Origin of the sequence: Sphingobacterium humi (assembly GCF_009768885.1) — a bacterium.
GTDB lineage: Bacteria > Bacteroidota > Bacteroidia > Sphingobacteriales > Sphingobacteriaceae > Sphingobacterium > Sphingobacterium humi.
Genome location: NZ_WSQA01000006.1, coordinates 90,488 through 113,216 on the forward strand (window position 1 = coordinate 90,488; position 22,729 = coordinate 113,216).

At 44.7% G+C, this 22,729-nt stretch carries 13 protein-coding genes; all 13 read right to left on the reverse strand.

The genetic code is table 11. From position 1 onward, the window contains the following. Positions 1 to 3: 3 nt before the first annotated feature. Positions 4 to 1,074 (reverse strand): DUF4432 family protein, encoded by a 1,071-nt coding sequence (locus GQF63_RS09645; protein WP_160369022.1) that lies wholly within the window; start codon positions 1,072 to 1,074, stop codon positions 4 to 6. 5 nt (positions 1,075 to 1,079) lie between these two features. Beyond that, positions 1,080 to 3,755: a c-type cytochrome gene (locus tag GQF63_RS09650; protein WP_160369023.1), complete on the reverse strand. Its 2,676-nt coding sequence runs from the start codon at positions 3,753 to 3,755 to the stop codon at positions 1,080 to 1,082. Between the two features lie 460 nt (positions 3,756 to 4,215). Continuing rightward, on the reverse strand, positions 4,216 to 5,490 hold the full coding sequence (locus GQF63_RS09655; RefSeq protein ID WP_160369024.1) for a M28 family metallopeptidase: 1,275 nt from the start codon (positions 5,488 to 5,490) through the stop codon (positions 4,216 to 4,218). Further along, positions 5,480 to 7,324, reverse strand: coding sequence for a CocE/NonD family hydrolase (locus GQF63_RS09660; protein WP_160369025.1), 1,845 nt, complete (start codon positions 7,322 to 7,324; stop codon positions 5,480 to 5,482). Before GQF63_RS09660 ends, GQF63_RS09655 begins: the two co-directional genes overlap by 11 nt. A gap of 11 nt (positions 7,325 to 7,335) precedes the next feature. Next, the gene (locus GQF63_RS09665; RefSeq protein WP_246163451.1) at positions 7,336 to 8,817 is read right to left on the reverse strand and encodes a glycoside hydrolase family 28 protein; all 1,482 of its coding nucleotides are present in this window, start codon (positions 8,815 to 8,817) and stop codon (positions 7,336 to 7,338) included. A gap of 3 nt (positions 8,818 to 8,820) precedes the next feature. Continuing rightward, positions 8,821 to 9,561, reverse strand: coding sequence for a glycosyl hydrolase family 28 protein (locus tag GQF63_RS09670; RefSeq protein WP_160369026.1), 741 nt, complete (start codon positions 9,559 to 9,561; stop codon positions 8,821 to 8,823). Positions 9,562 to 9,568: 7 nt separating this feature from the next. Continuing rightward, on the reverse strand, positions 9,569 to 11,050 hold the full coding sequence (locus GQF63_RS09675; protein ID WP_160369027.1) for a glycoside hydrolase family 28 protein: 1,482 nt from the start codon (positions 11,048 to 11,050) through the stop codon (positions 9,569 to 9,571). Positions 11,051 to 11,066: 16 nt separating this feature from the next. Beyond that, on the reverse strand, positions 11,067 to 13,928 hold the full coding sequence (locus GQF63_RS09680) for a glycosyl hydrolase (RefSeq protein ID WP_160369028.1): 2,862 nt from the start codon (positions 13,926 to 13,928) through the stop codon (positions 11,067 to 11,069). 3 nt (positions 13,929 to 13,931) lie between these two features. Next, a complete protein-coding gene (locus GQF63_RS09685) occupies positions 13,932 to 14,777 on the reverse strand; it encodes a sugar phosphate isomerase/epimerase family protein (protein ID WP_160369029.1) in 846 nt (281 codons plus the stop codon). Further along, on the reverse strand, positions 14,771 to 15,592 hold the full coding sequence (locus GQF63_RS09690) for a phytanoyl-CoA dioxygenase family protein (RefSeq protein WP_160369030.1): 822 nt from the start codon (positions 15,590 to 15,592) through the stop codon (positions 14,771 to 14,773). The genes GQF63_RS09685 and GQF63_RS09690 overlap by 7 nt, the downstream gene beginning before the upstream one ends. 63 nt (positions 15,593 to 15,655) lie before the next feature. Then, on the reverse strand, positions 15,656 to 17,254 hold the full coding sequence (locus GQF63_RS09695) for a RagB/SusD family nutrient uptake outer membrane protein (protein ID WP_160369031.1): 1,599 nt from the start codon (positions 17,252 to 17,254) through the stop codon (positions 15,656 to 15,658). A 12-nt stretch (positions 17,255 to 17,266) separates the two neighbouring features. Next, positions 17,267 to 20,743 carry a SusC/RagA family TonB-linked outer membrane protein gene (locus GQF63_RS09700; RefSeq protein WP_160369032.1) on the reverse strand — a complete coding sequence of 1,159 codons (3,477 nt, stop codon included), beginning with the start codon at positions 20,741 to 20,743 and terminating at the stop codon, positions 17,267 to 17,269. A gap of 456 nt (positions 20,744 to 21,199) precedes the next feature. After that, entirely contained in the window at positions 21,200 to 22,720 is a 1,521-nt protein-coding gene (locus GQF63_RS09705) for a RagB/SusD family nutrient uptake outer membrane protein (protein ID WP_160369033.1), read from the reverse strand. Positions 22,721 to 22,729 lie beyond the last annotated feature (9 nt).

Sequence of the window (22,729 nt, forward strand, 5' to 3'; positions counted from 1 at the left end):
TTTTTATTGATTAAATGTTCTAATTAGTTTTTGAATATCATCCGGCTTATCGCTGAGTCGGATGCTTAAGGTATAGGTTTTAGACTCCTTAGGCTTCAAGAATAGCAGCTCACCGGATTCGCGGAGCTTACGCTGACCCACCGGGGGATTAGTGCCGGGCTCCAGGCCAGTGACATATTCTCCGAATCCCCAGTGCTGCCAATTGGTAAGCCAAGGCAATTCGCGTTTATCAAACTCCATGGCTAAGGCCAAGCCAATTTGCTTATTGTAAATCGCACAGCGACTTTTGAAGTCTTCATCGTGGTCAATATCAATAAATGCGGCTTCCTCTCCGGTTCCGCGATGATCATCTCGCGGGGCCTGACAAGTTTTAAACGTATTTCCCTCTTTAAATATTTTATTGCCATCGCCCTGCTCGCGGGCTGTCCAGCTTCCATTCCACAGTAATTCTGTGCCGGCATCAATTAAAGGCCACCCAAAGTTGAAGTGATATAATATCATATGGGGAGTATCAATATTTCCGACATTCGTTACTTCATCAATGATGTGGATGGTCGGATCACCTAAGGTGCAACGTATGCTGCGTTTCAATTCGATATTTGCACCTAGCGGGTGGCCTTGTTTGATGATGCCTGTGATAAACATCTCCCGATCGCCACGGAGGATATCAGGTTGTTTTATCTGGATAATTTCTGCCGGGATGTTGCTGATCTGGTCATGCAGGCCACGCTTTCCGAATTCATCTTCTTCGGGGCCTCCCACGTGGGATAGTCCACAAGTGACTAGCATTCCGCCGCCGAATGTCCGCAACCAATCTACCCCTTTATCGGAGAACGGTTGTGGAGGCGTGACGCCAATGCCGCTAATCCAGCTCAAATTATATTGGTTAAACGAGGCTTCGGCAATATCCATAGCACGGTCGAGGACTACTTTGAAACGGAGTCCTGCACCGGTATTGACCCAGGCAATGCGCGTGCCTCGTCCCAATCCATTATCAAGAACGGATGTTTCAATGCCTCCAACCTGAGCTACATTCGAAACCTTGTCTAACCAATCTTTATTTTCGTAATTCACGCGTCTTATTTCTTTTTATAGATATCAGCATTTTCATTACCTCCCGACATCAGGTAGGCAATAATATCTTTCAGTTCATCCGGACTCATGACATTTAAAGTTCCTGGAGGCATAATCGATACTTCCGCACGGTTCATATTCTTCACGTCTTTCTTCAAGATATCTTTGGTAATCTGCGGCGCATAAGGATTCTGTGAAATAACGTACTTCTTCTCATCCTCGCTCATCAAGCGTCCTAGAATTGAGGTGCCATCTTTCAAGTTGAATACCTTTGATTCATACTGATCGGAGATTACTTTACTAGGCTCTATAATCGCTTCCAACATATCACGTTTAGAAAAGCGTGTTCCTAATTGGGTTAAGTCTGGCCCGAAGGATCCACCCTCGCCTTTCATGGTGTGGCAGGATTCACATTTTACGGCGATAAACAGCTCACGGCCACGTTTAAAGTCGCGAACACCACTATTCTCTTCCACTACCTTTAAGGCAGAATCAATTTCCCATTTACGTCCCGGACCTTTTGGAGGAGTAACCTTCGAAGCAATTCGATTTCCTTTTTCATTTAATAAGGAATCCCCGGAGATTTTACCATAATGCACCAACTGATCTTTCGGCACATGCTTTAAGGCCATCTTCCGCGCATTGTCGATAAAGCCGACAAAGCTATTGCCACCTTTAAAGCTGAAGGCATTATAATACCATTTGAAATATTCTTCATGCAATTCCGGCGTCCATCCTTTACTTGCGCCACTTAAGGTTGTCGCTAAGAAGATTTGCTGTGCAGGAGGAATGCTGGCCAACATATTCGCGATATCTAAGCCGTATTGCGGGTTACGAAGGATTAAATCCGAAGAACTCATAAATATCGACTCGGTTGTATCATCTTTAGCATTTTTCAATAGCGCTAAAGATTTCTGTACCGCAGGTTCGCTATCCAAGAAGAGTAATACTTTCGACAATTCCCGATTTAAGCTGTTGGTTTTCGCCGGGTAAAGCGGCTCCAAGCGTTGGGCGATGGCGGCATTGACAGCGGCATCAGGTTTACCCATGCGGAAGAATACAAGCTCATACACACGAAGCAAGTTCTCCAACATGCGTGGTGTTAATTTCTCAACAGGAATCGTTGCTAGTTTATTTAAGATCTGCGGCTGCAAGGTAGAATCGGCTACATGCGCCACAGCAACCATAGCCTCCGTTAAACGCACGACATTTCTCTCTTGGAATACCAAGTTCTTCCAGGAGTCGAAAGGCTGATGTTCCAGCGCTAAGCGTGCTGCATAGCGAATATGACGATCTTCATGACCCAAGTATTCCCATACTTTCTCTGCAGTTCCAGGTGCGGAAGCACGGTGGTATTGCTCGATTTCACGACGAATTTTATGTGCTTCTGGCAAGTCGTTCTTCTTCGCTTCGGCTTTTACTTTAGCATGGTCTTTATAATAGACCCGGTATAAATCAGACTCTAATTTACGACCTCCTGTCAAGAAATATAAGGCACCATCCGGACCGATTGCTCCATCGGTTAAGGGAAGTGGCGATCCAGAGATAAACTCTTCTGCTTTCGCTTTATAGGTAGCACCATCCGGCGTTAAGCTAACAGCATAAATAATTCCGAAGCTCCAGTCGAATGCTAAAAGGCTATTTTTATATTTCTCTGGGAATTTAGCCTGAGACGGATTGATAAAGTTCGTTGGAGAACCCTGACCGATATTTAAAACAGCAGGTAGGTTATCCAGATAGCGGGCATCCATTTTGGTATCCCCTTTACGCCAGCCATACTCGCCGCCACTGGTCACGTGGATAATGCGCGTAGGTCTATACCAAGGCATCCCGAAATCCCACTCCATGTCAGAGTCATAGGTAAAGAGTTCATTATCGTTATTGAAGGCGATATCGAAGCAGTTGCGGAAACCGGCAGCAATAAGCTCCCATGATTTTCCTTCGGCATCTGTCTTGGCTATCCAGCCCCCATGATTATGCGAATCGGAGTCATGGCCATGGGTATCCAGGATTAAAGGAATCAGGTTATCCACATTGTTATTCGGTTGAATACGGTAGGTATCCATTTTAGGCACTTCTGTAAAGTTTCCAGCAACAATATAGATCGCTGAATCAGGGCCAAGAACAATACTGTGTGGGCCATGCTCGCCGGAGCCATCCAAGGCCATCAGCTGCGTCACTTTATCTAGCTTATCATCGCCATTGGTATCCTGCAAGCGGTATAACCCGGAGCTCTTGGCAAACTCATCATTCGCCTTGTGATTCACCATCACGTACAAGCTGTTATACGCCCATAATAGGCCTTGTGCAAAGCCCATACCTACCTTTTTAGTAGTATCCGCCGGGTCGCGGCCTTCAATCGGTAAATCAATAGCTTCAATTTTAGGTTTTACCGTAGAATCGGAACCCAGGGGAGGTAGTTCCACACGGAACAAGCCGCCAAACTGATCGGAGGTAATCATTCTACCTTTATCATCGAAGGTCATAGACACCCACGATCCCTTTTTATCATCAGAAGGACTGTAGAGATGATCGACGGCAAAGCCCTCAGGCAATACGATCTTCTTTGTTTTCGGATTTTCATCCTTTACTTCCTCTTTCTCTTGCTGCTTACAAGCCCCCGTTGCGAACAGGAGAAATAAAGAAAACAAGTACAAATGTGCTTTATTGGTTTTAATCATTGTGGTTTAATATGTTGATTTCGTTTATAATTGCTACTCCAGGCCTTGCGCCATTCCGATTACTCACAGCATTGCTGGTTCATCTCTTTGGCTGGCAGAAAAGGAAGCCTCCCTTTCCCAAAAAGAAAAAACAGCGAAAACGCAACAAAAGAAAATAAGAATCATAGCCATTCGGGCAACCTGGGCGAAAGGTGAACCTGCATGATCGGTTTATAATTGCAAACTTATTTGAAACGCTCTTTACCCAAATATATCAAACCCCTAAAACTAAAGCATCCTGCTCTATCCTGATTTCAACAGGTCAATAAGGCCATCTGCCACAATAACTTATAGAAAGCGGTTTTTAGGGGAATTATAACAAAATTGGTACAGTCCAGCTGATTAGGGTTTCAGCATATCAAGCTGTTTTCCATAAAAAAAGCCATCCGGAAGGTGGCTGTATCTTATGATTTAAGCAAGCTTAAAAGGTCGCTATAAAGTCAGTTAGCAAATTTGCATAACCATTAAACTTGGTGAACGGCAAGGTTTCATAGCGATCGCAAATATCATGATAGGCGGCAATACCCCCTAAGGTATAGATAAAGAAGCTAGGCACTCCCTTTTCATAGAAGGGCGCATGATCACTGCGGTTCATTGGGCCACGTACTTTAACATCCGGAAGGTATCCTTTTTCAGCATTAATAGCCTTCATGGTATCGAACGCTTTGGTAAAGATAGTACCATTCACCACCTGAATACCGTCATCCCCTGTTCCTGCCATATCGAGGTTCAGTAAGAATTTAACTTTCGACAACTCATTCCGAGGATTCGCTACGTAATATTTCGAGCCCAGCAATCCACTTTCCTCACCAGAGAAGGCAAGGAATATCATATTGTACTTAGGCTTGTTCTTGCCATAGTATTGCGCTAGGTAAAGCATCAAAGCGGTTCCGCTGGCATTATCATTGGCACCGTTGAACACCACTTTTTTCCCGATTGCGCCCAAATGGTCGTAATGCGCGGTAATGACAATGGTAGAATCGGAATTCCCTGTACCTTTCAAGAAACCACATACGTTTTGTGTGCTATATTGCGGTTGAAAATAAGCGGTAATATCGAGGACAATCTCATTCTTCGGCTGATCGAAGTTTACATCTTTGATATAAACTGCAGGCTTTTTCGCTTGTGAAGTTCCGGCACGCCAGGTAAACTTCGCCTTGGTTTTCACCAAAAGAACAGCATGCTGCCCTTCCTGCATTAGCGTCATCACAACGCGGCGCCATTCCTCCGGTTTCATGTGTGCTAACTGCGCTTCCTCATCCAATAATATCGCCTTCCCTTGGAATCTTTTGTCTAACACTAGACCTTTCAGGTTCTGCAAGTTATTCAAGTTACTGTTTACCGGTAGCACTTCGAATGCTCCATTTACCGAGGGTGATGCCGCATCAATTAAGGCATTGGCCCCTATTTTTAAATCTGAACCGTTCAACGCTACAGATGCCGCCTTGGGGAACACATTCGCCGGCAGGTTAAAAGGCTGCATAAAGGAATCGCCCAGCGGGCTTAATCCTGATTTTTTCATTTCCTTGGCAATAAAGGCTGCTGCCTTTTTATCGCCTTGAAAAACATAGCCACGTCCGGCAAACTTATCCGACGCTAAGGTCTTTACAAGCTTACGGCCATATTCCTCCTGCGCATGTACAAATTGGCTCAGTGCTAAAGAAAGGAAGAGTAAGAGGTTAAATTTAGTATTCATTGTTTTTTACTATAGGTAATAAGATATGCGATGGGTGTTGCTTATCGAGATAGATCCGGTGCTGATGCACTTCAAAATCTTCCTCATTTGCTTGATAGATATTGACAAATTTCTGCGGATTCCGATCCACCAATGGGAACCAGGAGCTTTGCACCTGTACCATAATTTTATGGCCCTTTTTAAAAACATGCGCCGCATCTTGCATATCAAAGGTAATATTGGTCACCTGGTTCGGCGTTAATGGCTCCGGTTTAGAAAAACTATTTCTATACTTGGCGCGCATTACTTCGCCGCGCACCAAACATTGACAGTCTGATAAAGGCGCATCCTTTTCATAGGGATGCACATCAATGAGTTTCACGATATAATCCGCATCGGTACCCGTGGTACTGATAAACAGGTTCGCCTGGATATTACCCATGATTTTAACATCCTCGGTCAATACTTCCGACTCGAACACCAACACATCCGGACGGCGAGATGCAAACACTTGATCTTCATACATGTATTGAAAACCGCGCATCAGCGTTTTCTCTGCGGTGTAAGGCACAGGTTTATTCGGGTCTGCCGTATAGCTGGCATACTGTTCCTGCGTCGCTTGCGGCTTTTCAAAAGATAGGCCTTGATTTGCTTGCAGGTATAGTGCTTGGGGCTGCATGTCCTTACTTGGCCACTGCGGCAGGTAATTCCACTCGTTGGCTCCGGTTACAAAGACAGATACCGGTGCTAAGGCCTTAGCCTCCTCCCCTTTCAGGTGTTTTTTGAAAAATGCCAATTCCATCTGGCTTCGGTAGAACTCATTGACTGGGGCCTCGAAATTAAGGTTCCCTAAGTTTCGGCCATCCCCGCGGGTCCAGGAGCCATGGTACCAAGGGCCCATGATAAAGTTTAGTTTATTCTTTCCGGACTTAGCCAGGGCTTCGTAGGTTTTCAAGGGGCCATACAAGTCCTCTTGATCAAACCAACCACCAACTACCAATACATGGGGTTTCACCTTTTCCAAATAGCCGGTATAGCTGCGTTCCTGCCAATAAGAATTGTAATCCGGGTTATCCATCATTTCCTTCCAAAGCACAGATTTGCCGTGAAGGTATTTCTCGTTAAAGTTCTTCAAGGGGCCCGACTTCAAGTAGAAGTCATACCCATCGGTCGTATTGTAGGCATAGAATCCACCGGGATGAGTGGTTCCCACCGAGTCCCGCATTTTCCCAAAGGAAGAAAGGAATGAAAAACTACCCATCAACATGAAGGCGCCATTATGATGCCTATCATCGCCCATAAACCAATCTGTTACGGGTGCTTGCGGCGAAACAGCCGTTAAATTCGGATGGGCATCAATTAAGGCCATAGAGGCATAAAACCCCGGTGAGGAAACTCCCCAAATGCCGACCTTCTTATTCGATCGGATATGTTTCATTAACCAATCGATACTATCGTAGGTATCGGTAGTTTCATCGATATCGCCCTTTTTCTTATGCTTGATATACGGCCGATTGGCCACAAAAAGACCTTCCGATTTATACTTTCCCCGCACATCCTGATACACGAAGATGTAGCCATCTTTGGCAAATTCCAGACTAGGCCCGATCACCGGTCTAAACTTATCAGCACCATAGGGAGCCACACTATACGGCGTGCGGATCATCATAATGGGATATGGCTTGGTCTTATCCTTCGGCTCATAGATGGCGGTAAATAATTTAGTGCCATCCCGCATTGGAATGTAAACCTCCTTCTTGGTATAATGTTCCGGAACATAGGAGGCATCCTGCCCCTGTTGCGCAAATAGCAGCTGACAACAAAAGAGCAGTATGCCTAAGACGAGCTGTTTCATGAATACAATTCTTATTTCTTAAGCGTTGAATTATGTAAAACTAGCTGTTTTTTTCCTTTTTTACCCGGTTCTTGATAGTCTACCTGTTTCAAGGATGCATTTTTAACATCGTCCATCACGATAGCCGGGCGATATTCCTTCTCCTTAGCAATCAGCTTCACATTCTCAAATTGAATACCATCCACATGACGTAAGTAGAACGCCCAAGCCGGTAACTCCTTAAACTGCGAAAACTCTGGATAGGCCTCTGCCATTTCCGGAATCGCATCCAGTTCCTTAGCCGATACCCCACGGAACGCATAGTTCGGATTACTACCTCCCGGATACACGATTTCCACATTACGAAGAATAATATCTTCAATAGGTTGACCTTTTAAGCCAATGATACTAGCCGGCGAAATGTTACGCGGGTTATCCTCTACCGGACCTTCATAAGCATAGCCCGCATCAGGTTTCTCTGCCGGCACTTCGATGTAAATATTCTGCATCGTCACACCTTTAATAGCACCTTTACGACCCTTATTCCAGCGGGCACCGATGCGCAGGTAAATGGCATTGCCTGTATTGTAAGCATACAAGCTGTCCACCAACACATTTTCCACAATGCCGCCATCAGGGGTAGCAATGGTAAATGCCGAGCGGAAGGTATCATACACCTTATTGTTGATGATGCGGATATTTTTATAGCCTCCGGCAGATACCGTACCGAACTTAATCCCATTCGCACTGGAGCGTGCCGTACAGTTCCGGATTTCCACATTCTCATTCAACTTGCTGGCATCGTGCGATTTCAAACAGATGGCATCATCTGCCGCATCCACATAGGAGTTCAATAATTTAAAGTTCTGACAATCCACAATATCGATTCCGTCGTTATTCCAGAAGGCCTTACTATCGATGGTAATACTATCTACCAATACATCTTTACACTGATCATAGACGCTTACCCAGTCTGCGGAATTCTTTACCGTAATGCGTTTAATCGTCACGTTATTACATTCACGCATATAGATGGCTTTCGGGCGATTATTCCGCGGACGATCATAATCCAAGGGATCTTCAATAATCCCTTTATGAATCAGGTCCATCAGGTTATAAGCCACCTCGCGACCTTGTCCATCGATTACGCCTTTTCCAGTGATACCGATATTCTCGACACCTTTGGCATAAATCAAGGCGTTGTTCGGCGTGCCAACATTATAATCGTTAATATTGGTCGAGCCCAACAAAACCGCACCTTCTTCCAGGTGCAAGGTCACATTCGATTTCATATGGATCGTACCGGTCAGGTATCTGCCCACATAAAACTTCAACTTCCCCCCACCATTGGCCGAGATATAGTCTATCGCCCGTTGGATGGATGTGGTATTTAAGGTTGTTCCATTCGATTTAATACCGAAGAAGGAAGCATTATAATCTTTTGCTTGCAGCATGCCGATACTGCATGCCAGCAAAGCCACAAAACTTACTATTCTTTTTACTGCGCTCATCATCCCCTATTTAATTGGTTTACCATTTGGAGTCACACTCTTATTAATTCTACTGATTTTGCTGCTCGCATCTTTTACCAAAGCCTTGCCTGCAACATCTACATACATACTGTCTAGGCTTACCTCGGTTGAAGCTGCTAGGCGTAGGCCTGCCCCTTTAGGGGAGGCATGAGCTTTAATCAGCTGGTTTTTCAAGGTCACCTGCGAACAATGATCCAGGTCAAGTACATCGCCGGAAGCATCTCTCAACATAATCCCGTCTAACGTGATTTGCTGACAATGCGAGAAACCCACTAAGGTAGGCAGCAAACTATCTACAGATTCCTTTACAAATCCTTTGTTCACCTGGTTTTGAATGTTAGGTGCCACTAATGCTGCCTGTCCCAGGATGACCCCTTTGCCGATAATCTTGATATTCTCTTGCTTTTCAGCATAGATAAAATAGCGCTTACCAGCCTTCTGAATAAAATCATAGAAGCCAGGGCTTGCCACTAAAATAGCACCCTCGTGCAGGTTGATGGTAACATTCGATTTCAGTTCCAGCCCGCCAGTTAAATACCGACCTACATAAAAGTTCAAGGTGCCACCACCCTTTGCCGATATCATGTCAATAGCCGCTTGAATAGAGCGGGTATTGTTGGTTTGCCCATCGGATACACAGCCGAATGCGGAGGCATTATAATCTACGGCGAAGACCTTCCCAAAAGGCAACGCCAGTAATATGATGATATAGAGTAATTTTTTCATTAGCGTCCTATTTTTGAATTTCTACATTTTTACTGTTGTGTAAAAATATCTGTTCCTTATTGCCGGCTTTCACCTCATCAAAGGTCATTCCTGTGAAGCTTCCACCTTGCAAATCGTCAGCAACAATACTAGGTCTGTAATCCGGTGCCATGGCACGGAAGGTCACATTTTTAAAGTTGATGTTTTTGGCATGGCGGATATAGAATCCCCAAGCTGGCAACTCCTTAAATTGGGAGAATTCCGGATATGCGGCTTCCATTTCCGGAATACCATCCAACTCTTCCGGCGTTAGTCCACGTTTGGCGTAATATGGATTTCCAGCACCCGGATATACCATTTCAATATTCTCCAGGGTAACATTCTCAATTAAGTGATTCGGTAAACCGATGATACTGGCTGGCGAAATATTACGTGGTAAATCCTCAATAGGACCTTCGTAGTTATAGCCTTTATCAGGCTTATCCATCGGCACCTCTGCATATACATTTTTAATGGTGATGTTACGCATAACCGGGCGTTTGCCTTTGCTCCAACGATCGCCGATACGCAAGAAGATAACATTCCCTGTATTGATGGAACGAACGCCATCCACCAGGATATTCTCTACCAAGCCACCATCTACTGCAGCGAAGGTAATTGCAGAACGATAGGTATCATAAACCGTTAAATTACGGATAACAAAATTGCGGAAGCCCCCACGGGAAACCGTTCCGAATTTTAAACCACTGGCACTGGAACGTGCCGTGCAGTTTTCCACCAACACATTCTCACAGATGGCATTGGCATCGTGCGATTTAAAACAAATGGCATCATCCGCAGCATCAAAATGCGAATTACGAATCACCACATCCTTGCAGTCTACAATATCAATTCCATCGTTATTCCAATAGGATTTACTATCCACCGTCATGCTATCCACCAGGATATTCTGACACTGGTCGTAGGTTTGATTCCAAGACCCCGGATCTTTAAGCGTAATACCGATCATTTTGATGTTTTTACACTCACGGAAATAGATATTCTCCGGGCGGTTCCATTCGCGAACCCGGTCGTATTTTAGTTCATCTTCAATTAGGCCACGATGCACCAGATTCAGGGTATTCATGGCATTATCGAATCCGCGACCATTGATAATCCCTTGACCGGTAATCCCGATATTCTCCTGTTTAATCGCATAGATTAACGATTTCCAATTGATATAAGGGTCTTTATCATAATCCCAAGGATTCAGCGAGCCTAAGATGGAGGCACCGCGTTCTAAATGCAGGATGACATTAGATTTCATATAGATGGTTCCCGTCACATAATTGCCGGGGGTAAATACCAAGCGGCCACCACCATGGGTAGACACATAGTCTATCGCTGCTTGAATCGATCGGGTATTCAGGGTCGTTCCATTGCCCTCAACACCAAAATCCTTCACATCATAGTCCTTGGCAAGCACTTGCAAGCAACAAAGGCACATGATTAGGGTAAGTAGTCTTTTCATTATCTCCGATTTTAGGTTAATTATACAATTGCACAGGCCCTACAATGCCCATCGACTGGATTTCCTGTTCGCGGCCGGGTCTGTTTACCCAATACTGTGCATTTTCATTTTCTTTTAATGTTTTCAGGTAATTGCCCATGGTTGTGGTGAGGCGAATTTCCAATTCATTCTTGCCGGGTTTTAAGAAGCTTGACAGGTCGTAGATGCGGCGGCCAAACCATTTTACGCCTACCGGCTGCTGGTTGACTAGCACATCAGTAATGCCAAATACCTGACCCAGATTCAAGGTGGCTCCTTTCACATCGGCTACATCAATGGTTTTCTTATAGACGACGGTGCCTGAAAAGTCGCGTAATTCATCGTCCAGCTTCATATCGATTAGCTTCGCCAATTGACGGCTTTTCACGGTTCCCTCTTGCTGATGACGCAGTTCCAATTGCCAGTTGTTTGACAGATCCTGTGTGTTCTTGCCGGAAGTTTTCGGCGCCTGATACCAATCGCCTTTCTTCTCGCTATCGAACACGACCAATAAGGATTCTGTGGGGCCAAAATCATGCTGGAAGGCATGATCCTTATCCAATTTCAACTTAAATCGCTCGCCGGTATCAATATCCCACACCCAAGCTTGCTTCCCTTTAACCAACTTTTCCTGAAAGGTAATTTGTGTTGGGAAAGCTTGGAAGCGATGGGCATTCTGGAAGAAATAGAACTCACTTTTATCGTCGCGCACATAACGGTTTTGCATAAAAAAGCGGTTCGGATTTGAAATACTTAACGATTTAGGCAATTGTTTTTGCTGCTGAAACTCGATATACCATTCCAGGAACTTATTGTCGACCGGTTTTTCCACAAAGCTGAAGTTATTGGCTATGGTCTTGATTTTATCCATCCAGGAAACCACTTCTGCATCCCGCTGTTTCATATCCTTAAAGCCTAAGCTTTTGCTCGGCATATGCTCTATACAGATTAATTTTCCACCTTGTTGCACAAAATCATACAGCTTTTTCATGTTCGCCACATCCATACTTTGTACGCCGGGTAAGAACAATACGCCGTATGCTTTTTTCCCATAGGTAATTTTACCGTTTTGCACCTTGGCATCTTTCAAAATCAACTCGGTAATATAATCGGCACCGCCTCCGGTTTTATGAATAGCTTCCCATAGCAAGGAAGTATAAGGCACATTCAAGCGCTCCGGAAAAGGATCCGTTTGCACGCCTTTTTCTGCCCAGAGGTCATAATTCGCCGGAAGAATGGCGATATCCGTATACATATCGGCATGTTGCAACTGCGAGGATAGTCTGGCTTTATAGGTATTGAGGTAGTTGAAATACGGCCACCAATTATTCTTTTCCGAATAGTAGGATCCGTATTGAATCCATCCCGGGAAAGGGGCTTCTTTTGGCGAGTAGTTAAAGCCATGCCAAATGGAATGTGTAATCCCCGACAGGGCACTCTGATCAGACCCTAATTTCAGCAACTCCAAGGTCGCATTAAATACCAGGTAGGTATTGGTCATTTCCTCACAAGAAACCAAGCGTTTGCCGGTCAAATGCGCGGCCGACGAAACATACTTATTAATCATGGTGTAGCCACGGCCGCGGCGATAATCCTCGTCGCCCATTTCTTCGCCAAGTTTATGACGCAAATAGTTCGTTGTCCAGGACTCACCCTCCGGAATATCATAGCCTAGGGATGTTTCTAATGGGAAGAACCCACGGCCATAAGCTTGTGCTCTAGATTTTACGTTCAGCCCCTTACACCAAGCCAAATAGGTCTCGGTAAACCGTTCGCGCAGTAAGGAGGCCTTCACGAATTCAAAGTCAAAGCGAACACGGTTCAGTTGCTCTTTAAACTCCGGAGATTTTGCTGCCCCATAGTTTTCATCCACCACAGCGCCCAAACGTCCCACCTTAAACATAATAAATGGCAGGTAGGGCATCAGGTCATAACCGCAGCGTTTTTGAAACTCTTGCGCAAAATCATGGGTCCAGTTACAGCCTTCCAACTCCATACTGTCGGAAAACAGGGAACGGATAAACTGACTTAAAGCCCCGATTCTATTCTGCATGGTATTAGACATGCGGTTCAAATAATTTTGCACCGCCTGTTTATCCATATGGTTTAAAATGGAACCGGAAGCACCCGGAGCGCCATTGATTACTTGGGCAAAGGAGTTAAATTTAACGACGGCATAGAGCACGTGTTTGCCGGCAGGCACATCCACATGAATAAGCTCATCTTTTCTTTTGGCCGATAGGTCTGTCGCCTCGGCCAAGCTATGCATCGGGTCTTTTGCCAAATGCAAGGAAAGAATCTCCGGTTTACGAAGCGGGTTCTTGTCCGTCACCCCCGGATCTACGGCTTGACAGATATTAAATTGCGAGGTTTCAAATTGCAAGGGCCCTTCCAGTGTTTCTGCATACACTAAAACCACCTGCGCACGCTCATCCTCCTTAAGTTCTTCCGAGCCAAAAGGCCAGCCCGAGCCTACAATCAGGTCGGCGGTCATATCCAAGGATTTAGCATCGCTGGCGGCATGCTTCACCAAGTCTATCCATTCATTGCTCAACCATTTTACGGAAGGAATACCCATATCATCGGCACGCTTTGGGAAAGATATCGGATTGATTTCTACTCCGCCGATACCGGCTTCTTTTAACAAACGTAGCTGACGTGATAATTCCGTCGCTTCAACTTTATCGCCGTTCCACCACCAACGCACAAATGGGCGATACTGTGCGCTCGGGTTTTGAAACATGGCATACCAGCTTTGCTCCTTGGGAAGGAATCCCGAGGCCCAAGCCTGGTTGAGGTTTGCCAAAGCAAACCCGGCCCCAATCAGCGAGCTCTGGCGTAAAAAAGATCTTCTATTCATAATTTATGCGGTCTTTAAGTTGTTCAACAGGTATGCTTTTATCCACAGGTTCTGGCGCCATTGCTCTTCATAGTCTTGCGCTTGGTTTCCCGAGCTAATCAAGTATGGAGCTGGACCAAATTCTGTGGTCATCGTAAAGGTAGTTCTACCCTGTTGAACTTGCCTAAATATATACTGTTGCCAAACAGCAAGGTGCTGCTTAACAATATCTTCAAATAATGGATTACTGACATCGGAAATCTGGGAACCTTGGGTATGCCCTACGCGGGTATGCACATGATACACCAGATCCAACAGCTCAGTCAATAGGTCTTGCTGGTCTTCTAAGAAACTTTCAGACACACAATACCAATGCGAAATATCCAGGGTTAATTTTAATCCCGGGTATTGCGCCAAAATGCTTGGAATACGATGAATGCCATAAGGCCATTTATTCCGGTGTGTTTCCTGGTAAATAGCAACGCCGGTTTGTTGTTCAACCGATGCGCAGATGGCCAAACAGGCCATAATCTGCTCGGTTGAATAATATTCACGACCCACTTGGGCCGATATAAATTGAGGAGCCTGACCATATTGGCCCAGGCTACCTAACAGTACTAATTGCTCTTGTAGCAGCTGTTGATACTGCTCGAAATTCCGGGCTTCCCCGCTTACGGCAAAAACGATGCTATAGCTTAAGCCACGTGCTGCTAGGGCTGCTAAAACTTCAGCATAATCAAAAGGCTTGGTTTCCCCGAAAGGATACCATTCTATCCCTTGGTATCCGGCTGCTTTCACACGATCCAAAAAAGCGGGCCAAGCCACATGCTCGGCACCCCAACGTGGATAGTAGAACTGTATATCTACCATGCTTTATGATAGATTAACGGATTTTGCTCATCATCGTTTAACAGGTCACCTTCTTTCAAGGTCGCCAGGTAATCCGGCGGCAAGATATTCGCTTGGCCATTAAACACATTACCATCGGGCATATAGGCACAGGTCATGGCCCGGCGGAAGCCATTGGTCATATTGGGTCCTGCCCCATGAATAGTTAATCCATTATGGATGGAGCAGCTTCCGGCTTTCAAAGGCGCCGGTGCCGGATTGATTTGCGCCAATTCCGGGTATACTTCGAAAATACCATTCATATTCTTTCCGATACCGATATTGGTGAAGTCTGTTTTTTTGAAGGAGCCAGGCACAAAATATAAACAGCCATTTTCTAAGGTCGCATCGTCTAAGGCCACCCAAATGGAAAGGGCTTCCCGATCGGAGAAAGACCAAAAAGGCGTATCCAAATGCCAAGCCGTTGGGTTCGCAAAAGGACGTTTAAATAAAGCCTGATCATGCCAGATACGCATGCCATCGGCTTGTGCTAAATTGGCTACCATTTCCCCAATACGGCGGTCAAGCATCAGCTCTTTTACGCCATCATCGGTTTGCCAAAGGTTTAGCAATTGGTCAAATACTTTACCAAAATAATCTGCATCTTTATTGATACCATCATCCTCACCTACCTGGGTTTTCTTACCCGGCATTTTCTGTCCTGCACGTTGCTCTACCGCATTGAACACCACTTCGCGCCATTTCTCCAACTCCGCTTGATCTAAGAATTCTTCAATAACTAAATAACCGTTTTCACGGTAAAAGGCAATTTGCGCTGGACTAACTTGATACTTCATAGCATTAGATTTATTGTTAAATAGGTAAAAGCAGGGCCTTGGGAGCCCTGCTCTTAGGTTGTATTAATTTTGAACCATTTTATCGTTGTACATCATCTCATCCAACGGAATCTTCAAGGTCATTTTCGAAACCGGGTATTGCGACTTGTCCACGTGATTAGCAGATCCTGAACGATTTACCGGAATATTCCAGCGTTTATTGTTGTAATATTCACGGCCACCTTCGCCCCATAATTCAATACGGGTTTGCAATTGTACCATTTGCAATGGCGTTAAACCAGCCATGCTTGGGTAATTATCGCAGGTTAAGGTTGGGGCACCTGCTTTTGTGCGTGCCGCCAATAAAATATTCAAGGTTGCCTTTGCTCCTGCCGCATCATTACTTTGTGCTTGCGCCTCCGCTTTCATCAATAAGGCCTCCGCCGAACGGAAATAATAAGCCGTTACCCGACCCACATTTTTCTTTTCATTACTTCCTAAACCATGGGTTGCAGCGAACTTCAGGTTGGTATAGGCCGGAATAAACTTCTTATCATTATTCGTTGGGTAGGTATAATCGCCCCAATCGTCAGCCATCCAGTTTTTCTTCCGGAAGTCATTATCCGAAATCTTGCTATACAAACGTTCATCAATACGTTGGTATCCACGCGCATTCCCCCCTTGGTTTTCTACAAAAGGATTCATCCAGGCATTATGCGTAACCAAAGCATCGCCCAACGGGAAACCCATAATCACTTCCGGATTCACATCGTTATTTAAGAAGCCGTTTTTCTCAGGTCGCATCTCTGGGCTTGCTTGTGTTCCATCATTGGTAGCTCCATAGACAGACTGGCCCATTAAAGTAGGATAATTTTTCAATACTTCCGAACTTGAAGCAATCGCTTTTGCCCAATCACCGGTCCAAACATACACGCGGGTCAGGATAAAATTAGCGACATCGACATCAAAATCATTCTTGGTCGTCGTGCTGTTAATGCCTGCATCCTTCAACAATTGAACGGCTTTCTCCAAATCCGTTTTAATAAAGGCATAGGTCTCATCCGAGGTTGAACGGGCTTTACTTTCTTGAATAGGCAAATGCGTATCGTATAAAGGCATGCCTAATTTTGCTTTTCCACCTTGCAGGTAAGCATCCTGATAGTTTTCCATCAGATAATGGAAAGCATAACCACGTAAAATCAAGCCACGGGCTTTAAACTCCATTAATTTGGTGTTTGTACCTACGGTTTCATCATCCAAGTATTTCAGTAATTTATTGGCGGTGTTTATGGCGTTCCAGCAATAGTTCCAGTACGGTGCATTTTTATTGGTCGATTCTGATGTAAAATCTAAGAATCGGTATTCATCACCGCCAAAAATGGTTAAGGCTTGGTCGCTAAAAACAATATCATTCGCCTCTAAGTTACGCATCACATCCAATCCTTGCACATCAAAGTATCGAATATCGGAGGCGCCGAAGCCGGCATTGCCTGATCCATTGATCAATCGCGGCATATTATTGGCCATACCACCCAAAATGGTATTGATGGTGGCCGCATCACCACTGCGCAATAATTCCTGAATCTGTTCATCAGTGATATTGTTTGGTGGTGGTACATCTAATTTCTTACTACATGAGAAGAACAGGGTTCCTCCTATCAAGAATAAAAATATCTTTTTCATAATGCTTTCCTATTAAAAATCTAAGTTGATACCGCCTGAGAATGTACGCATGGTCGGGTAGCTATAAGCGCCTACTTCCCAACCGCCTACTAATGACATTCTAGGGTCAATTCCACTATGGGAGGTCAACATAAAGATGTTATCGCCAGAGGCATAGATTCTTAAACGTTTAATTTTACTGTTGCCCAATAATTTCTCTGGGAAAGTATAACCTACCGTAATGTTTTTCAAGTTCAGGTAAGAAGCGTTGAATACGGCCATATCTGAATATAACCAGCTACCGAAGGTTGAGCCGTTTCCATAGGTGTTGTTATACATCACCATTGGGAATTTTGCGCCCGTATTCTCCTTGGTAAAGGTATTGCCAATCAATTCGGCCGATAAAGGTTTACCTGGGTTTTCTGTAACGTATAAGCTGTTCGCATATTCTGTACTTAAGAATTTACCGCCCAATTGGTAAGCAAATGATCCATACAGGTCGAAGTTTTTATAGCGTAAGCTGGTGCTGAAACCACCGATCCAATTTGGCACGGCCGAACCAATTTCATAGCGGCTGGCTTGCGAATAATCGGTTGTTTTCACACTTTCACCTGCTTTAGCACCATTGTATAAGCCTGCCGACACATCCGCATCAGTTACTTGGTGATAGAACATCGGCAAACCTGTGTTCTGATCAACCCCGGCATATTTATACAGGTACATGTTGAAGTAATCTTTATTGATACCACGTAAGTAAGAGATTGCCGTTACGCCACCTGTTCCTGCAGCACTCCAGCCATCAACACCACCGGTCCAGTTGCCACCTAAAGCAGCAGAACCAACTCCCGGAGGCACTTCTTTCAAGATGGTGCGGTAATGGGTACCATTCGTCGATACCGACCAGTTCCAGTCTTCGTTTTTAATCACATCTACCGTTAAGTCAACTTCGAAACCATAGTTGTTGATACGAGCGGTATTGGTTAAGATAGACGATTGCCCTTTGGAATAAGCAATAGGTTGATTCCAAATGGCATTGGTGGTCGTTCTGTTATAATAATCGAAGGAACCACGTACGCGGTTGAAGAACGCGAATTCTAGCCCCGCATCAAAGGTGTTTACCTTTTCCCAAGTCAATTGATCATTCACATAGGCATTCTGGTTCAACACATAAGATGCCGGTAGACCTGTACCGTTATTGCTTGGCTGATAAACTGCCGAGAAGCCCCAAGTCTGGTAGCCTGCATAATTCGAAATACCGTTCTGGTTACCGATAACACCATAGCTGGCGCGAACTTTTAAATTATCTAACCAAGAGGCGGTATTGGCCATAAATTCTTCGCCATTAATACGCCATCCTGCACCTACAGACCAGAATGTACCCCAACGGTTATCGACTAATTTAAATTTAGAAGATCCATCCCGACGTACGGAAGCCTGTGCGAAGTATTTATCGGCATAATTATAGTTTCCACGTGCGAAGTAACTTTCCATCCGACGGATATCTGTACCACCACCCGGGTTGGAGAAGGTACCACCATCGTAACGACCAACGAAGTTGGCGTAAGCTGGGAAGTTGTCAATTAACTCATAAGAAGAACGATAGTTTAGGGTTTCAAATTGGAAGGAATCATATTCATGACCCAATAAACCTTCAAAAGTATGGGAGTTAACCGTCTTGTTATAATTCAATAAGTGCTGGCTATTCATAATGGTGGTATTTGAAAACACCTTACCAAATGCCCCTATTCCGGCAGATTGCCCCGACTCGCTGTTCCAATAGCGCGTGCGCATATCGTTGAACTTGTCTAAAGAGAAATTGGCAGTAAAGCTAAAGCCATCTAAGAAGGTAATGGTACCATAGGTACGTGTGCTCCAGTCGTCCGAAATTCTTCTATCGATATCATTGTCCAATACGGTCAATACGTTGGTTGTGGCATAGGCTGCAGCCGTTGGGCCCAGTGGCGAATAGCTATCTCCGGCCAACACGTGAACCTTGTCTTTGCCTCCTTGTTGAACAATGTTGCCATCTTTATCACGAGCATACAATTGGGTCAAAGGGTTTTGCCCATTGATAAAGCGGAATACGTTGGCCGAGGAACTTCCCGGGTTACGACCGAAACGTGTGGCCGGCGATTGTGTATTCCGGTTGGCATAACCTAAGTTAGCACCAATTTTTAACCAGTCATACACTTGGGCATTCACATTCGCACGTCCATTATAGCGTTTGAATGAAGAGCCACGGATGTATGAAGGGTCTTCCAAAAAGCCGCCCGACACAAAGTAATCTACTTTTTCGGAGCTTCCGGAAGCCGATAAATTGTATTCCTGTCTTAATCTGTTCTCTAATAAATGGGTGTCGTAGTTGTCATTATACAACAAACGTGCGTTCGGGTTTAGCTTCCCGTCGGTATTCACCAAGTATGCTCCTGTCATGGTTGAAGAAGCATTGGAACCCGACCCTGTTGGGGTATATATGGCACCCGGAACATCATACAACATCCAGTTGCCTAAGTTATTTACCTGGAATTTACTGGTACTACCCGTATAGTCGAACAAGTGTTTGGAAGCAAATTCCGCCGCATCCTCATGCGACATGTTTGGGTTGTTTAGGTTCGTGGTATAATTTTTAGCCACGCCGGAACCATCTACTCCATATCTTACCGAGTTATAAATGGATAACCAAGCAAACTCATAGATATCTTTTGGATCGGAGATTTTATCGAACATGTAAGGGCCAATTTGGTTTACCCCTGTTTTCGCTTCCAATCCAATACGAGGTGCTCCTTTTGCACCTCTTTTGGTGGTCACTAATACCACCCCGTTTGCACCACGCGAACCGTAAAGTGCCGTAGATGCCGCATCTTTTAATACGGTTACCGATTCGATATCTTTCGCGCTAATGGAAGCCAAAGGGTTATCGTTTTGCGCCGGTACACCATCAATTACCACTAAGGCATTGGAGGTGTTTTGATTGGCGGAGCCTAAACCACGTACACGGATACCCATGTCTAAGCCCGGTTGCCCGTCTACTGCAGAGACCTGAATACCTGGTGCGGCACCTTCTAAGGCTCTACTCACAGAAGAGTTCGACTGGTTGGCCAACACCTTGGAATCGATAGTGGAAACGGAACCCGTGAGGTCTCGTTTCTTTGCGGTACCATAAGCCACCACAACCACTTCTTCCAGATCGGCAGCATCTTCCGCTAACTGAATACGTAAGCTTGTTTGATTTCCTACTTGAACGGTTTGTGTGATAAAACCGATAAACCGAAAGGATAAGGTTGAATTGCTTCGTGTACCAATTTCGAAGCTACCGTCACTTCCGGTGGAAGTGGCGTTTTTGGTAGCTGAATCAGAAATAGACACGCCCCCTAGCGGTGCCCCTGTTGTAGCATCGACAACAGTTCCTCGTATTACCCGATCAGTTTGCGCCATACTTATTGTTGTGCAGAACACGAAGAGAAGGCTAAACACGAAAGTGAAATACTTTCCTAATTTAGATTTACACATAATTGATTATTTTGATTAGTAACTTGATAATCAAATATCATTTTTTTAAAAAAGAAAACCATCCTGTAGCGTCCTGTATCGTTTTAGCAAGTTTTATAATCGTTTTAGCAATTTTGGCACGGGTATTTTAACCTTAAAACTTAATTTTCTGTCGATTATAGAAATGTGACAACAATTTAACAGTCTCCAAGCTCCTTTGTAGCTGCTTCCGTTTAGTCCCTTTTCTCACCCCTTTCACTCCCCTTTCAAACCCGTATCAAGCCCCTTTACAAAGGCTGAGGATACGCGTGAAAATAGCAGGTGAAAGGAGAAAGCATTGCAGCATAACCAAAGCAAGGTTGCTGCATGAAGCAGGCTGGCTTTTTTTAAAATCGAAAGCCCCACAGCTGACTGTGAGGCTTTCAGTTATGTACTAAATATGTTCAGGCTTGCGCGTAGCGATCGCGCGGCCAGCTATTACAATGGATTCTGCTCTTGAATTAAATCGTTGTAGTTTAATTCGGTATTCAAAGGCAATTGGAAGGTAAAGTCCTTGCCTGCAGGCACCACATTTGGCGATTGATGATTGCTGGAAGATTTACGATCGACGCCGATGCCCCATCGTTTATTATCATAAAATTCAAAGCCGCCTTCTCCCCAAAGTTCAATCCGGCGTTGTAGCCTAATTTCTGCTAACAAATCAGCACCTGTTTTGTTGCTTTTCACATAGCTAGGATCACGCTTGGATACCAAGCTGAACAAGGTATTCTGCGCATCTGCCGTTTTATTGCTACGCGCTTCGGCTTCCGCTTTCGCTAAAATAATCTCCGAGCTACGGATATAGATCTCATTCTGGTTATAATCTGGAATGGAAGCTGAAATTTTCGGTGCAACAAATTTTAAGTTGTAATACTTTTCAAAGGTTACTTTGGCCCCTGAAGTAGGATAGGTAAACTCGAAATCCTTATCTACGAAGTTCTTCTTACGGTAATCGCTGGCAGGAATTTGATCGTACAAGCGTTGGTCAATGGCTGTCCAATGTCCTTGGGAACCACCGTATCCACCCTCCGACATGATGTTCATCCAGCCTGGGAAAGAAGAGGTTCCTTTTCCTGAGGTGCTCGAATATTCGTAACCAAAGATTGTTTCCTTGGCTAATAAGGTCATGCCTGCATTCAGGTATTCGCTTTCATTGAATAATTCCGGATAAACGGCCAAGATCTCCTTAGCGGCCTGCACGGTTTTATCCCATTCACCTAAGGTTAAGGCTGCACGCGCTAATATCGCCGAAGCAACCGAACCATCCACATCAATGCGGGAAGGCGTAAAATACTTTTCACTTTTTTTGAAAAGTGCTACCGCTTCTTCCGCATCAGCCATCACTAAGTTCCACACTTCCTTCGATGTAGCGCGTGGTTTTGGATCACCCGAAGCATCTACAATAGGCACGCCCAATTTTTCAGCACCTCCATGCATATAATCATCCTGATATAACCACATTAAATGACTGTAGGAAAAGGCACGCATGGCTAAAGCGACTGCCTTATAGCGCATCAGCGATTTATTATTCTCCGATAAGTCGTTCTGATCAATTTCCGGAATAACGGAAAGCACCTGATTGGATAAGAAGATAAAGCGGTAAAAAGTGCCCCAATAGGCTTGCACTCGGCCGGTTCCCTCCTCGCGGTAAGAACGCATTTCATAATCGCTCTTTAACCAGCTGGCTGAATTGGCCAACACCATATCGTTTCCTTTCAAGCTGAGCAGGAGGTTCAATACGGAATAGTTTTTGGTATCTACGGAATTGATATTGGAATAGCCGTTAACTTCAGAAACCAATTTAGTAACCATAGGCTCCAGAACCTTATCGGGGTTCTTTTTCACCACTTCCTGCAGATCATCTTGGGTTAAGGTACTTTCCGGATCGACCATCAATAGTTTTTGGCAAGAACTAAAGACTACAGCTGCTGCTGCTAATCCTAAATATATTTTTTTCATGTTCGTTCG

Bases quoted from the DNA above. Each gene is read 5' to 3' on its own strand.
- GQF63_RS09650 (WP_160369023.1), bottom strand. From the start codon at position 3,755: ATGATTAAAACCAATAAAGCACATTTGTACTTGTTTTCTTTATTTCTC.
- GQF63_RS09655 (WP_160369024.1), bottom strand. From the start codon at position 5,490: ATGAATACTAAATTTAACCTCTTACTCTTCCTTTCTTTAGCACTGAGC.
- GQF63_RS09660 (WP_160369025.1), bottom strand. From the start codon at position 7,324: ATGAAACAGCTCGTCTTAGGCATACTGCTCTTTTGTTGTCAGCTGCTA.
- GQF63_RS09665 (WP_246163451.1), bottom strand. From the start codon at position 8,817: ATGATGAGCGCAGTAAAAAGAATAGTAAGTTTTGTGGCTTTGCTGGCA.
- GQF63_RS09670 (WP_160369026.1), bottom strand. From the start codon at position 9,561: ATGAAAAAATTACTCTATATCATCATATTACTGGCGTTGCCTTTTGGG.
- GQF63_RS09675 (WP_160369027.1), bottom strand. From the start codon at position 11,050: ATGAAAAGACTACTTACCCTAATCATGTGCCTTTGTTGCTTGCAAGTG.
- GQF63_RS09680 (WP_160369028.1), bottom strand. From the start codon at position 13,928: ATGAATAGAAGATCTTTTTTACGCCAGAGCTCGCTGATTGGGGCCGGG.
- GQF63_RS09685 (WP_160369029.1), bottom strand. From the start codon at position 14,777: ATGGTAGATATACAGTTCTACTATCCACGTTGGGGTGCCGAGCATGTG.
- GQF63_RS09690 (WP_160369030.1), bottom strand. From the start codon at position 15,592: ATGAAGTATCAAGTTAGTCCAGCGCAAATTGCCTTTTACCGTGAAAAC.
- GQF63_RS09695 (WP_160369031.1), bottom strand. From the start codon at position 17,254: ATGAAAAAGATATTTTTATTCTTGATAGGAGGAACCCTGTTCTTCTCA.
- GQF63_RS09700 (WP_160369032.1), bottom strand. From the start codon at position 20,743: ATGTGTAAATCTAAATTAGGAAAGTATTTCACTTTCGTGTTTAGCCTT.
- GQF63_RS09705 (WP_160369033.1), bottom strand. From the start codon at position 22,720: ATGAAAAAAATATATTTAGGATTAGCAGCAGCAGCTGTAGTCTTTAGT.